This is a genomic window from Streptomyces endocoffeicus, from assembly GCF_016741935.1.
Classification (GTDB): Bacteria; Actinomycetota; Actinomycetes; order Streptomycetales; family Streptomycetaceae; genus Streptomyces; species Streptomyces endocoffeicus.
On record NZ_JAERRG010000013.1, the window covers coordinates 259271 to 272330 of the forward strand.

The following is a 13060-nucleotide window of genomic DNA, read 5'->3' on the forward strand; positions in this document are numbered from 1 at the left end:
ATGCCACGATGACCAGCGCCGTCGATCCACGATATGAGCTGCCCCGCGACTGGCCCACGACCGAGGCCGAGGCCATCGCCGTCCAGGAGCGGACGCGGGCGTCCGTGGTCGTCGGCGGGGAGGTGCCCGAGCCGGGCACCGGCACCGGTGCGGTCGTCGGAGTGGACGTGGCGTACGACGACGAGCGCGACCTGGTCGCGGCCGCCGCCGTGGCCCTGGACGCCCGTGACCTCGCCGTCGTCGCGGAGGCGACCGCGGTCGGGCGGGTCACCTTCCCGTACGTCCCCGGGCTGCTGGCGTTCCGTGAGATCCCGGCCGTCCTCGACGCGCTCGGCGACCTCGACCGGCGGCTCGGCCGCCGCCCCGACCTGGTGGTGTGCGACGGCTACGGCCTCGCCCACCCCCGCCGGTTCGGGCTGGCCAGCCATCTCGGGGTGCTCACCGGGCTGCCCACCATCGGCGTCGCCAAGAACCCCTTCGGCTTCCGCCACACCGACCCGGGGCCGCGTCGCGGCGACTGGTCGCCCCTGCTCGACGGGGACGAGGAGGTCGGCCGGGCGCTGCGCACCCGTGACGCGGTGAAGCCGCTCTTCGTCTCCGTCGGCCATCGGGTGACCATCGCGGACGCGTGCGCGTACACCCTGCATCTGGCCCGCGACTTCCGGCAGCCCGAGACGACACGGCGCGCGGACGCGCTGTGCCGCCGGGCCCTGAAAACCGCCACGCTCCGAACGCGGTGTGGGTGAGCCCGACCTCCGAACGTGGCGGCTGTGCACGCGGTACTCCGAGTGCGGCGCCGGGCGAACCCCTGTACCCCCCGGCGTCGCCCACCCTCCGATCGCCTCAGGCCCGCCGCGTCTCGGCCAGGAAGCAGCCGAACTCGACGGCCCGTACATGCACCGCCGACACCCGCGGGTCCCCGTACAGCTCGGCCAGCCCCTCCTCGATCGTCGGCTCGCCGTCGTTCAGCAGCCGCCCGCCGAGGATGTTGCCCTCGGCCGTGTACGCCCGCAGCACCCGCCGCTGGCCCCGGATGCCGTCCGCGATGCCGGGGCCGGTCCAGCCGTCGCACTCGTCGAGGTGGATGAAGACCGGGCCGACCTCGTTGTACGGGCCGGGTGTGGCACCCGTCTCCCGCGCCCAGCGGCGCAGCGGGGCGTAGGAGACGAGCGCGATGGTCTCGTGCGGCCGGCTCCGGCCCAGGCAGCAGCGCATCGGGCTGCCGCCCTCCTCGTCCTCCACCACCGCGCGAGGAGGGTTGCCCGCGTCATCGGTGATCCGCAGCTGCTTCAGCACCTCGGGCGCGATGGCCCGCATCTCATAGTTTTCGTCCATGCGGTCCAGACTGGCCGCTGGGCTTCCGGGGTGCTGGCGGGATTCGGACGAGGCGCTATCGACGAGGACGTCATCCGGCCGAAGCGCCGAGAACGCCGGCACCCGGAGAGCGTCCGCCGGATGTTCGCCAATACCGCCGGCCGTCCGCCGACTCTGCGCAAGCGCACCGCTCGAGATCGTTCGGAACTTTGTGGCCCAGCATGGCATCTGACCATCAGAAGGTGCCCCGACGAGAGGAGTTGTTCCGGATGGTGCGTCGAGTTCGTGTGCTGGTGCTGACCGCCTTACTGCTGGTGACAGGCGCGGTGATGTCGTCCGCGCCGGCCTCCGCCGTCATCGGCGGGTCGAAGAGTACCTACGGCCCGTGGGCGGTGCGCATGCTCGTCGACGGCAAACCGACGTGTACCGGGACGGCGGTCACACGACAGTGGATCATCAGCGCCTCGCACTGCTTCTTCGAGCAGGGGGAGCCGGTCGCCGACCGGCGGATCTCGTTCCGGGTCGGCAACCTCGACATGCGGAAGGGCACCACGGTCCACCCGGTGCGCGGCGCACGCGTGGGAAGCGCGCAGGCGGACATGATGCTCATCAAGGTCCCGACGATGAGGGTCCGCACGGCGCGCTTGGACACGGCCGGTGTCCACCGCGGTCAGGTCGTGCGGCAGTACGGGTGGGGCGCCACCTGCACCGGGGACGAGAACACCTGCCAGTCCCCCGTGCTCAAGCAGTCGGACCTGCGGGTCGTACGGCAGGACGACCCCCGTTGCGAGGGCTACACCGTGCCGGGCGGCTCGGACTTCTGCATGGAAAAGGTGTCCGGGATTCCCGCCGGCGGCGACTCCGGAGGCCCGGTGATGAGCATCGGCCCGCGCGGCACCGAAACCCTCCTCGGCGTCTTTGACGGCTCCGACCGGCAGAAGATCGCCGAGGCCGGGGAGGTCTCCCAACAACTTGCCTGGATCCGCTCAGTCACCCGGCGATAGCACAGAACGCGGGCAGGAGTGTACGCGCCGACACCCGTGTACGGCGTCTCGCCGTCCAGCAACTAGCCGCCGAGGACCTGGAAAGCCGACGGTATTCGGACGGAGTGCTGAGGTAAACGACGGTCTTGACAGGGGGATGGCGCTCCGTCAGATTCGGGCCCCAACATAGGACGTCCCACGTCCATATTGTCCCGCTATCCAGAAGGCTGGGTGTCGATGAGTCTTCCGGCTCCCCTTACCGGTGTCGTTCCGCCCCTGTGCACCCCCCTCACGCCCGCGGGCGAGGTCGACACGCGTTCCCTCGCCGCGCTCGCCGAGCGGCTGATCGACGCGGGGGTGAGCGCGCTGTTCGCGCTCGGCTCCAGCGGAGAGGCCGCCTATCTGAGCGACCGCGACCGCCGTACGGCCCTTACGGCGGTCATCGAGGCCGCCGACGGCCGGGTTCCCGTGCTCGCGGGGGCGATCGACATGACGACCGCGCGGGTGCTCGATCACGCCCGTACGGCGGCGGAGCTGGGCGCGGACGCGATCGTGGCCACCGCGCCCTTCTACACCCGCACCCACCCCCTGGAGATCGCCGACCACTTCCGGCGGCTGCGCGACGGGGTGGACAGGCCGCTGTTCGCGTATGACATCCCGGTCGCCGTCCACTCCAAGCTGACGCCCTCGACGCTGCTGCCGCTGGCCGCCGACGCCACGCTGGCCGGGGTCAAGGACAGCAGCGGGGACGACGGGGCGCTGCGGCGGCTGCTGGTCGAGGTCCGCCGGCGCGGCCTCGCCGACACCTTCACCGTGCTCACCGGATCCGAACTGTCGGTGGACGGCGCCCTGCTGGCGGGCGCCCATGGTGTCGTCCCGGGGCTGGCCAATGTCGATCCGGCCGGGTTCGTCCGGCTGTACGAGCACGCGCGCGCGGGGCGCTGGGAGCGGGCGGCCGCCGAACAGGACCGGCTGGCCGCGCTCTTCGCCATCACCGACACCGGGGATCCCACCCTCATGGGCGGCAGTTCCTCGGGCCTGGGCGGCTTCAAGGCCGCGCTGCGGCTGCTGGGCGTGATCGAGTGCGCGGACACCGCCGCGCCCCAGGTGCCGCTGGGCGAGGAGGCCGTCAAGACCGTACGTCAACTCCTTGAGGAGGGAGGGCTGTTGTCGTGACCGAAGCCGCCAAGGTGCCCTGGTACCGAGAGGTCTCACCCGGTCAGTGGAAGTCCCTGTTCGCCGCCTGGATCGGCTATCTGCTCGACGGTTTCGACTTTGTGCTGATCACGCTCGTCCTGACCGAGATAGCCGACGAGTTCGACCTGAGCACGGCGTCGGCGGCGAGCCTGGTCTCGGGCGCCTTCATCACCCGCTGGCTCGGCGGGGCGGTGCTGGGCGCGCTGGGCGACCGCTACGGCCGTAAGGCCGCCATGATCATCAGCATTCTGCTCTACTCGCTCGGCACCTTCGCCTGCGGGTTCGCCTGGAACTACATCAGCCTGTTCACTGCCCGCCTGGTGATTGGCATGGGCATGGCTGGCGAGTACAGCGCAAGCGCCACCTACGTCCTGGAGAGCTGGCCCGCGCGGCTGCGCAACCGCGCCTCCGGCTTCCTCATCTCGGGCTACTCGGGCGGCACCATCATCGCCTCCGAGCTCTACAAGTGGGTGGTGCCCCACTGGGGCTGGCGCTGGATGTTCTGGATCGGTGTGCTGCCGGTGCTGGTCGCCCTGTGGGTGCGGCGCGCGCTCCCGGAGGCAGGGGACTGGCACGAGGAGGTGGCGGCGGCGCGGGCGCGCCCGAACCCCTTCCGGCCGCTGTTCGCCGGACGCACCCGGGCGAGCGTCAACACGGCGCTGGCCGTGTCCGCGAGCGTGGCCCTGTTCCTGGTCTTCACCCCGGCGGGCGCGGGCTGGCGCTGGCCGCTGTCGATCCTGGCGGCGGGGTGCCTGTTCGCCTTCGCGGCCCAGCTCGGCGGACGGCGCCGCTGGCCGCTGTACGTGTCCCTGATGTGCACGGTCTTCTGCGCGTTCCTCTACAGCTGGCCGATCCAGGCGCTGCTGCCCACCTATCTGAAGGAGCAGCTCGAGTACTCGCCCTCCGAGGTCACCGATGTGATGTTCTACGCCGGGTTCGGGACCATGGCCGGCTGCTGGCTGGCGGGTTTCGTGGGCGACTGGCTCGGCACCCGGCGCGCCTACGCCGTGACCCTGCTCGCCTCGCTGGCCTTCGTCTTCCCGGTGTTCGCGGTGCAGGACTCGCTGGTCGGGCTGGGAGTGCTGCTGTTCTTCCTGCTCGCGCTGAGCCAGGGGATCTCCGGCATCCTGCCGAAGTACATCGCGGGCCACTTCCCGACCGGGAGCCGGGCGGCCTCGCTCGGCTTCGTCTACAACACCGGGGCGCTCGGCGGCGCGGTGGCGCCGGTGCTCGGCGCCCATCTGGCCGAGGGCATGTCCCTCGGAAGGGCGCTGGCGGTGCTCACCTTCGGACTGACGCTGGTGGTGATCGTGCTGGTCGGCGCCGATGTGCCGGGCCGGCTGGGCCGGCTGACCGATCCGCAGGGCGACGAGGACCATCTTGTGCCCGGACAGCCGCCGTCGATGGCGGGGCCCGACCCGAAGAAGACCTGATCCGAACCCCCGGTCGGCGCCACACCCGGCCCACCGCGCGCCCGCACGGCCGAACCCCCTTGCCGGTCCCGGGGATTGGTTATCCACAGGCCCAGGAGAGGGCTTGTGGAATGCGGGACGCGTTCTTAGCATCGGCGGTGTTACAGCGGTGGTGTCACACGATTGGGGGACGGAATGACGGTGGCGGAGGAAGAGGCGGCGAGCGGCCCGCTGGCCGGGGTGCGCGTGGTGGAGCTGGCCGGGATCGGGCCGGGCCCGTTCGCCGCCATGGTCCTCGCCGACCTCGGAGCGGACGTTGTGCGCGTCGACCGCCCCGGAGGCGCCGGGGGCCTGCGGATCGACCCGGCCTACGACCTCGCCAATCGCAACAAGCGCTCGGTGCTGATCGACCTGAAGGCCGACGGGGGCGCGGCCGTCGTGCTCGACCTCGTCGAGCGCGCCGACATCCTCATCGAGGGCTACCGCCCGGGGGTTGCCGAGAAGCTGGGCCTCGGCCCGGACGACTGCCTGGCCCGTAACTCCAAGCTGGTCTACGGCCGGATGACCGGCTGGGGGCAGGAGGGCCCGCTCGCCCGGACCGCCGGCCATGACATCGGCTATATCGCCGTCACCGGCGCCCTCAGCATGATCGGCGCCGCCGACGGCCCGCCCGTCGCCCCCGTCAACCTCCTGGGGGACTACGCGGGAGGCTCGCTCTATCTCGTCATCGGCCTCCTCGCCGCCCTGCACCACGCCCGCGCGGGCGGCCCCGGCCAGGTCGTGGACGCCGCGATCGTGGACGGCACCGCCCATCTGACCGCCGTCACCCACGGCATGATGGCCGCCGGCGGCTGGCGGGACCAGCGCGGCAGCAACCTCCTCGACGGCGGCTGCCCCTTCTACGGAACCTATGAGACCTCCGATGGCGGCTATATGGCGGTCGGGCCGCTGGAGCGCAAGTTCTACACCGAGTTCATCGAGCTGCTGGGGATCGCCGACCAGGCCCCGGCCCGCGATGACTTCGACAGCTGGACCGCGCTGCGCGCCGCCATCGCCGACCGGTTCAAGGAGCGCACCCGCGAGGAGTGGACCGCCGTCTTCGGCGCCTCGGACGCCTGCGTCGCCCCCGTACTGTCGCTGCGGGAGGCCCCGTCCCATCCGCAGCTCGCCGCCCGCTCCACCTTCCTCGACCACGGCGGGATCACCCAGCCCGCGCCCGCCCCGCGCTTCTCCGCCACCCCGGGCGCGGTGCGCCGCGCGCCCGCCCGGCCCGGGGCGGACGCCGACGAGGTGGCCCACGACTGGGGAGTCACCTCGCTCATCGAGGGAAACCCGTCATGAGCCCCATGTCTCCGCTTCCCGCCGGACCACTGAGCCGTCCCCGCGCCAACCCTCCCCTGAAAGGCCGCTGACGTGAGCACCGAAGCGTATGTGTACGACGCCGTCCGCACCCCGCGCGGGCGCGGGAAGGCCGACGGTGCCCTGCATGGCACCAAGCCCGTCGACCTGGTCGTGGGCCTCATCCATGAGCTGCGGCGGCGGTTCCCCGAGCTCGATCCGGCGGCGATCGACGACGTGGTCCTCGGTGTCGTCAGCCCGCTCGGCGACCAGGGCTCCGACATCGCCAAGATCGCGGTCATCGCGGCCGGGCTCCCGGACACGGTCGCGGGCGTCCAGGAGAACCGCTTCTGTGCCTCGGGCCTGGAGGCCGTCAACCTGGCGGCGGCCAAGGTCCGCTCCGGCTGGGAGGACCTGGTGCTCGCGGGCGGGGTCGAGTCGATGTCCCGCGTGAAGATGGGCTCGGACGGCGGGGCCTGGTTCGCGGACCCGATGACCAACTACGAGACCGGTTTCGTACCGCAGGGCATCGGGGCCGACCTCATCGCCACCATCGGCGGCTTCAGCCGCCATGACGTGGACAGCTACGCCGCGCTCTCCCACGAGCGGGCCGCCCGAGCCTGGAAGGAGGGGTACTTCGACCGCTCCGTCGTCCCCGTCCGCGACCGCAGCGGGCTGACCGTCCTCGACCAGGACGAGCACATCCGCCCCGGCACCACCCCCGAGACCCTGGCGGGTCTGAAGCCGTCGTTCGCCGCCATCGGCGAGGCGGGCGGCTTCGACGCGGTGGCGCTGCAGAGGTACCACTGGGTCGAGGCGATCGACCATGTCCACCACGCGGGCAACTCCTCGGGCATGGTGGACGGCGCCGCCCTGGTGGCCATCGGCAACCGCGAGGTCGGCGAGCGCTTCGGGCTGACACCGCGCGCCCGGATCGTCTCCGCCGCCGTCTCCGGCGCCGACCCCACCATCATGCTCACCGGCCCGGCTCCCGCCACCCGTAAGGCGCTCGGCAAGGCCGGGCTGACCATCGACGACATCGACCTGGTCGAGATCAACGAGGCGTTCGCGGCGGTGGTGCTGCGCTTCGTGGACGACATGGGGCTGAGCCTGGACAAGGTCAACGTCAACGGCGGCGCGATCGCCATGGGCCATCCGCTGGGTGCCACCGGCGCGATGATCCTCGGCACGGTGATCGACGAGTTGGGGCGGCGCGACGGGCGGTTCGGGCTGGTGACGCTGTGCGTGGGAGGCGGGATGGGCATCGCGACGGTGGTCGAGCGGCTCTAGGGGGCGTCCGACGGATCGTGCCGCCCGCGGCGGGCTGCTCCCCACCCCGACACCGTGTTGAGCCGAGCCGCCCTCAAGACACCGCCGTTCCCTCTCCTTCCCGCCCCGCCCCGCCCCGCGCCCCTTCGCCCTGGAGACCTCAGATGACCCACCCCACCACCGCCTCGGCCATCCGCTGGGAGCAGGACGACGAAGGCGTCGTCACCCTGGTGCTCGACGACCCCGGCCAGTCCGCCAACACCATGAACGCCGCGTTCATCGACTCCCTCGACGCGATCGCCGACCGCGTCGAGGCCGAGCGGGACGCCATCCGCGGCATCATCGTCACCTCCGCCAAGAAGACCTTCTTCGCCGGTGGCGACCTCAATGACCTCATCCAGGTCGGGCCCGGCCAGGCCCAGGAGGTCTACGAGAAGAACCTCCGCATCAAGCGCGCGCTGCGCCGGATCGAGACCCTCGGCAAGCCCGTGGTGGCCGCGATCAACGGTGCGGCGCTCGGCGGCGGGCTGGAGATCGCACTCGCCTGCCACCACCGCATCGCCCTCGACGCCCCCGGCGCTCGCATCGGCTTCCCCGAGGTCACCCTGGGCCTGCTCCCCGGCAGCGGGGGCGTCGCCCGTACCGTACGGCTGCTCGGCGTCACCGACGCACTGCTCAAGTGGCTGCTCCAGGGCACGCGATACAGCCCCCCGCGCGCCCAGGAGGCGGGGCTGGTGCATGAGGTCGTGACCTCCCGCGAGGAGCTGCTGACCCGGGCGCGCGCCTTCATCGCCGCCCACCCCGAGTCGGCCCAGCCCTGGGACGACAAGGACTACCGGATTCCGGGCGGCACCCCGGCGCAGCCGAAGTTCGCCGTCAATCTGCCCGCCTTCCCGGCCAATCTGCGGAAGCAGCTGAACGGCGCGCCCTACCCGGCGCAGCGCAATATCCTGGCCGCCGCCGTCGAGGGGTCCCAGGTCGACTTCGAGACCGCGCAGACCATCGAGGCCCGGTACTTCACCGAGCTGGTCGTCGGCCAGACCGCCAAGAACATGATTCAGGCGTTCTTCTTCGAACTGCAGGCGGTCAATTCCGGTGTCAACCGGCCTCAGGGGATCGAGCCCAGCCAGGTCCGCAAGGTCGCGGTGCTGGGCGCCGGGATGATGGGCGCGGGCATCGCGTTCGCGTGCGCCAAGGCGGGTATCGAGGTCGTCCTGAAGGACGTGTCCGTGGAGGCCGCCGCCAAGGGCAAGGCGTACTCCGAGGGACTGCTGGCCAAGGCGCTCGCCAAGGGCCGGACCACCGAGGCCAAGCGGGACCAGCTGCTGGCCCGGATCACCCCGACCGCCGATCCGCGCGACCTCGAGGGCTGTGACGCGGTCATCGAGGCGGTCTTCGAGGACCCGGCGCTCAAGCACAAGGTGTTCCAGGAGATCGAGGGCGTCATCGCCCCGGATGCGCTCTTGTGCTCCAACACCTCCACCCTCCCCATCACCCTGCTCGCGGAAGGGGTGCAGCGCGCCGAGGACTTCATCGGGCTGCACTTCTTCTCGCCCGTCGACAAGATGCCGCTGGTCGAGATCATCAAGGGCGAGCGCACCGGCGACCAGGCGCTGGCCCGCGCCTTCGATCTGGTGCGGCAGATCAGCAAGACCCCCATCGTGGTCAATGACTCGCGCGGCTTCTTCACCTCCCGCGTCATCGGCCACTTCCTCAACGAGGGCGTGGCGATGGTGGGGGAGGGCATCGACCCGGCCTCCGTGGAGCAGGCAGCCGCCCAGGCCGGATACCCGGCCAAGGTGCTCTCCCTGATGGACGAGCTGACCCTCACCCTGCCGCGCAAGATCCGCGAGGAGACGCGCCGGGCGACCGAGGAGGCGGGCGGCGAGTGGCGGCCGCATCCGGCCGACGCGGTGATCGACCGCATGGTGGAGGAGCTCGGGCGCCCCGGCCGCAGCGGCGGCGCGGGCTTCTACGACTACGACGCGACGACCGGCAAGCGCGCCGGGCTGTGGCCGGGGCTGCGCGAGCACTTCGCACCGGGCGGCTCCGGAGACGCCGCGCGTGAGGGCACCCGCATCCCCTTCGAGGACATGAAGGAGCGGATGCTCTTCTGCGAGGCCATCGACACGGTGCGGCTGCTGGAGGAGGGCGTGCTGACCTCCGTCGCCGACGCCAACATCGGCTCCATCCTCGGCATCGGCTTCCCCGGCTGGACGGGCGGGGTGCTGCAGTACATCAACGGATACGAGGGCGGCGTGGCCGGTTTCGTGGCCCGTGCCCGGCAGCTGGAGGCGGCGTACGGGGAGCGGTTCGCCCCGCCCGCGCTGCTGGTGGAGAAGGCGGAGCGCGGGGAGCGCTTCACGGACTAGGGGGCCGTACGGCGGGCCATGTGGCGGAGCCGCATGTCGACGCTTTCCCCTCCCCGCCCCTTCCCGCAACCGGGGCCCGGCCCCGGCCCCCGCCGGGGCTCCGCCCCTGGACCCCGCTCCTCAAACGCCGGAGGGGCTGGATTGACGGGCCGGCCGGTCCGGCCCGTCAGCGGCAGGTCCGCCCGGCCCGTCAGCGCGGGCCGAGATGGCGTTCGAGCCGCTCGGCCACCCCCGGGCACCGCTCCCGGGTGATGTCCAGGAAGGCCGCCAGCACGGGGGAGCGGTCGTGGGCGCGGAACGACATCACCAGCTCCGGCAGTTCCACCCGCGGACTCACCTCGCACACCCGCACGTCCGGCCGCGCCGCCACCCGCAGACACGCGGGGCCGAGCCCCACCCCGACCCCGCACGAGGCCAGCCCGATGATGGTGTGCGCGTCCCATGCCTCCGTGACCCCACCGGCCCGCGCGGGCACGTCGGCGCCCTCGCCCAGCAGCCCGGCCAGCCAGGCGGCGACCGTCGGCTCCTCCTCCGCGGGCGCGACGATCAGATGCTGCCCCTTGAGCTGCTCGAGGCTCACCTTGGCCTGTCCGGCGAAGGGATGGGCGGCCCCGACGACCGCCACCAGATGGTCCCGGCCGACCGTGACCGACACCAGATCCTCGGCACCGGCGCCCCGGGGCGCCCCGCGCCCGATGGCGAGGTCCAGTTCGCCCGCGAGCAGCGCCGCCGTGGACCGGCGGGTGGACATCTCCTGGAGCCCCAGCCGCACCTCGGGGCGGTCGCGGATGAACGTGCCCAGCACGGACGGCAGAAGCTCCAGCAGCGCCGAGCCGATGAAGCCGAGCCGCAGCCGCCCCGTCTCGCCCCGAGCCGCCCGGCCCGCGTCCGACACGGCGGCCGACATCTCGGCCAGCGCCCGGCGCGCCCTGGCCAGGAACGCCTCGCCCGCGGCGGTCGGGAACACTCCGCGCGCCGTACGGTCGAAGAGCCGCGCGCCCAGCTCCCGCTCCAGCGCCGCGATCTGCTGGGACAGCGGGGGCTGGGCGATACCGAGGGCGGCCGCCGCCCGTCCGAAGTGCTGATGCTCGGCCAGCGCCAGGGCGTAGCGCAGATGACGTGACTCCATCGGGCCGAGGATAGCCGAGGCCATATTCAGGAGATATCGGCGACGGGGTAGTCAGATATGAGGGTGGATAACGCCTGGCCGTGCCGGTGGACTGTCCCCATGAGTGCCACGAGCCCCAGAACCCCTCTCACCGATTCCCACCCCGGCCCGGTTCCGTCCGGCACCGTGTTCGTGCTGGTCCACGGCGCCTGGCACGCCTCCTGGCAGTGGGCGTCCACCCAGCGCGCCCTGGCCCGGCTGGGCGCGGCGAGCCTCGCCGTCGATCTGCCGGGGCACGGCTTCGAGGCCCCGCTGCCCTCGGGCCTCCTCCTCCCCGGCCAGCCGGGTCTGGCGACCGAGAAGTCGGCGCTGGCCGGGGTGACCCTGGAGGAGTGCGCGGAGGCCGTCGTCGCCGCGCTGCGGTCGGTCCGGCGGTATCCGAAGGTCGTCCTGGTCTCGCACAGCGCCGGTGGCGCCCCCGCGTCCCTGGCCGCGGAGCGGGCGCCCGAGCTCGTCGACGAGCTGATCCATCTGTCGTCCTTCGTTCCGGCCGGGCGCCCGCGCTTCGCCGACTATCTGACGTCCCCCGAGCAGACCGCGACCACGCGGGGGCAGGGGCTGATGCTGGGCGACCCGGAGGCCATCGGCGCGTTCCGGATCAATCCGTGCTCCGCCGATCCGGCGTATGTGGAGGAGCTGCGGCTGGCCTTCTACGACGACGTCCCCGCCGAGTCCTTCGCCCGCTGGCACCAGGCCCTGAGCCCGGATCTGCCCTTCGCGGTGCCGACCACCCCGATCACCCTGACCCGGGAGCGGTGGGGCCGGATCCCGCGTACCTTCATCCGGTGCGCCGAGGACTGGGCGTGCACCCCCGCGATGCAGGATCTGATGATCGCGGAGGCCGACGCGGCCATGCCGGATCAGCCCTTCACCGTGCGGCCGCTGCCGGGCAGCCACTCGCCGTTCGCCGCCCGCCCCGACGAGCTCGCCGCCGCGCTGACCGGCGGCCGCTGACCAGCCGGTTCCCCCGGGGTGGCCGCCGCGCCGCCCCCGGGCCCGCTCAGTCCGCCCCGGGCCCGCTCAGTCCGCCCCCGGGCCCGCTCAGTCCGCGTCCTGCCCGTACCAGGCCCGCAGCTCCTGCTTCATCGACCGCTGGAACGCGATCACCAGCGCCTCCACCACCAGCGGCTGCATATGGGCCGACAGCGACTTCTTCGCCTGCATCCGCTCCGGTCCGCTCCCGGACTCGTGATCGCGCTCGGGCCCCCACACCTCGTCCCGGAACAACCGGCTGAGCTCGCGCGCCGCGGAACGGGTGTGCTCCAGGACGACCGCGTGGGCCGTGCGTATCGACTCCAGCTCGATCGGCGCCTCCAGCAGCCGCAGCCCCAGATGGAGCACCTTGGGGTCGATCCGGAACCGATCCGGGTCGTCGGTGCGCTCCAGTGCGTCCAGTGCGGCCAGCCGGTCGATGTCCTCCTCGGTGAGCTCCCGCCCGGCCCGTCGGTCCAGCTGCTCGCGGGTCGCCTCCTCGGGGGCGTCCGGGCCCCAGGAGGCGACCAGGGCGCGGTGGATCGCCAGATCGTCCTCGCTCAGATCCGGTGGCAGTTGGCTCAGATAGCGCTCGATGGCGGACAGCGTCATGCCGTGGCGCTGCAACTGTTCGATCAGCGCCAGCCGGGAGAGGTGCTCGGAGCCGTAGTGGCCGACCCGGCGCGGGCCGATCACCGGTGGCGGCAGCAGTCCCCGGGTGCTGTAGAAGCGCACGGTGCGCACGGTCACCCCGGCGCGGGCCGCCAGCTCGTCGACGGTGAGGGTGGGTTCCTCGGTGCCGGGGGTGGTCATCGGTCGTGCCTCGCTTCCGCGTCGTCCTGCTCCGCTGTGCTGCTGCCCGATCGGGTTCATCAGTATTGCTGTCGCATCATCGCTGTGAAACCTCCCACCGCCACACGGTGAACACCGGGATCGGTAGGACCTGTTGACGCTCTCTTTACCGATGAATAGCGTGCGACGCCGTTCAGCTGTGTTGGTTTTCTTCCGAATCTGTGAGGTGGGGTCGGATTGAGC

11 protein-coding genes are annotated in these 13060 nt (G+C 72.1%); 8 read left to right on the forward strand and 3 right to left on the reverse strand.

Going from position 1 to position 13060, the window contains the following annotated elements; all coding sequences use genetic code 11:
* The first annotated feature begins 8 nt into the window (after positions 1-8).
* Positions 9-746 carry an endonuclease V gene (locus JK364_RS29835; RefSeq protein WP_201854488.1) on the forward strand — a complete coding sequence of 246 codons (738 nt, stop codon included), beginning with the start codon at positions 9-11 and terminating at the stop codon, positions 744-746.
* Between the two features lie 97 nt (positions 747-843).
* On the opposite strand, the gene JK364_RS29840 is transcribed toward JK364_RS29835, so the two are convergent.
* Positions 844-1335, reverse strand: a complete 492-nt coding sequence (locus JK364_RS29840; protein WP_201854445.1) for a DUF1203 domain-containing protein — start codon at positions 1333-1335, stop codon at positions 844-846.
* A gap of 248 nt (positions 1336-1583) precedes the next feature.
* Between JK364_RS29840 and JK364_RS29845 the strand changes: the two genes are divergently transcribed.
* From JK364_RS29845 to JK364_RS29870, 6 genes are all read left to right on the forward strand, one after another.
* Positions 1584-2318 (forward strand): S1 family peptidase, encoded by a 735-nt coding sequence (locus tag JK364_RS29845; RefSeq protein ID WP_201854446.1) that lies wholly within the window; start codon positions 1584-1586, stop codon positions 2316-2318.
* 216 nt (positions 2319-2534) lie between these two features.
* Positions 2535-3473: a dihydrodipicolinate synthase family protein gene (locus JK364_RS29850; RefSeq protein ID WP_201854447.1), complete on the forward strand. Its 939-nt coding sequence runs from the start codon at positions 2535-2537 to the stop codon at positions 3471-3473.
* On the forward strand, positions 3470-4927 hold the full coding sequence (locus tag JK364_RS29855) for a sialate:H+ symport family MFS transporter (protein ID WP_201854448.1): 1458 nt from the start codon (positions 3470-3472) through the stop codon (positions 4925-4927). Before JK364_RS29850 ends, JK364_RS29855 begins: the two co-directional genes overlap by 4 nt.
* Before the next feature lie 174 nt (positions 4928-5101).
* Positions 5102-6247: a CaiB/BaiF CoA transferase family protein gene (locus tag JK364_RS29860; protein WP_201854449.1), complete on the forward strand. Its 1146-nt coding sequence runs from the start codon at positions 5102-5104 to the stop codon at positions 6245-6247.
* Between the two features lie 72 nt (positions 6248-6319).
* Positions 6320-7534, forward strand: a complete 1215-nt coding sequence (locus JK364_RS29865; protein WP_201854450.1) for an acetyl-CoA C-acetyltransferase — start codon at positions 6320-6322, stop codon at positions 7532-7534.
* 143 nt (positions 7535-7677) lie between these two features.
* Complete coding sequence (locus tag JK364_RS29870) at positions 7678-9885, forward strand: 3-hydroxyacyl-CoA dehydrogenase NAD-binding domain-containing protein (protein ID WP_201854451.1); 2208 nt, start codon at positions 7678-7680, stop codon at positions 9883-9885.
* A 190-nt stretch (positions 9886-10075) separates the two neighbouring features.
* On the opposite strand, the gene JK364_RS29875 is transcribed toward JK364_RS29870, so the two are convergent.
* The gene (locus JK364_RS29875) at positions 10076-11014 is read right to left on the reverse strand and encodes a LysR family transcriptional regulator (RefSeq protein ID WP_201854452.1); all 939 of its coding nucleotides are present in this window, start codon (positions 11012-11014) and stop codon (positions 10076-10078) included.
* Positions 11015-11113: 99 nt separating this feature from the next.
* Between JK364_RS29875 and JK364_RS29880 the strand changes: the two genes are divergently transcribed.
* Entirely contained in the window at positions 11114-12007 is an 894-nt protein-coding gene (locus JK364_RS29880; RefSeq protein ID WP_201854453.1) for an alpha/beta hydrolase, read from the forward strand.
* Between the two features lie 87 nt (positions 12008-12094).
* Here JK364_RS29880 and JK364_RS29885 read toward each other — a convergent pair whose 3' ends face one another.
* Positions 12095-12838 (reverse strand): MerR family transcriptional regulator, encoded by a 744-nt coding sequence (locus JK364_RS29885; protein ID WP_201854454.1) that lies wholly within the window; start codon positions 12836-12838, stop codon positions 12095-12097.
* Positions 12839-13060: the final 222 nt, after the last annotated feature.

Coding starts and splice junctions, on each gene's coding strand:
- JK364_RS29835 (WP_201854488.1), top strand. CDS start 9: ATGACCAGCGCCGTCGATCCACGATATGAGCTGCCCCGCGACTGGCCC.
- JK364_RS29840 (WP_201854445.1), bottom strand. CDS start 1,335: ATGGACGAAAACTATGAGATGCGGGCCATCGCGCCCGAGGTGCTGAAG.
- JK364_RS29845 (WP_201854446.1), top strand. CDS start 1,584: ATGGTGCGTCGAGTTCGTGTGCTGGTGCTGACCGCCTTACTGCTGGTG.
- JK364_RS29850 (WP_201854447.1), top strand. CDS start 2,535: ATGAGTCTTCCGGCTCCCCTTACCGGTGTCGTTCCGCCCCTGTGCACC.
- JK364_RS29860 (WP_201854449.1), top strand. CDS start 5,102: ATGACGGTGGCGGAGGAAGAGGCGGCGAGCGGCCCGCTGGCCGGGGTG.
- JK364_RS29870 (WP_201854451.1), top strand. CDS start 7,678: ATGACCCACCCCACCACCGCCTCGGCCATCCGCTGGGAGCAGGACGAC.
- JK364_RS29875 (WP_201854452.1), bottom strand. CDS start 11,014: ATGGAGTCACGTCATCTGCGCTACGCCCTGGCGCTGGCCGAGCATCAG.
- JK364_RS29880 (WP_201854453.1), top strand. CDS start 11,114: ATGAGTGCCACGAGCCCCAGAACCCCTCTCACCGATTCCCACCCCGGC.
- JK364_RS29885 (WP_201854454.1), bottom strand. CDS start 12,838: ATGACCACCCCCGGCACCGAGGAACCCACCCTCACCGTCGACGAGCTG.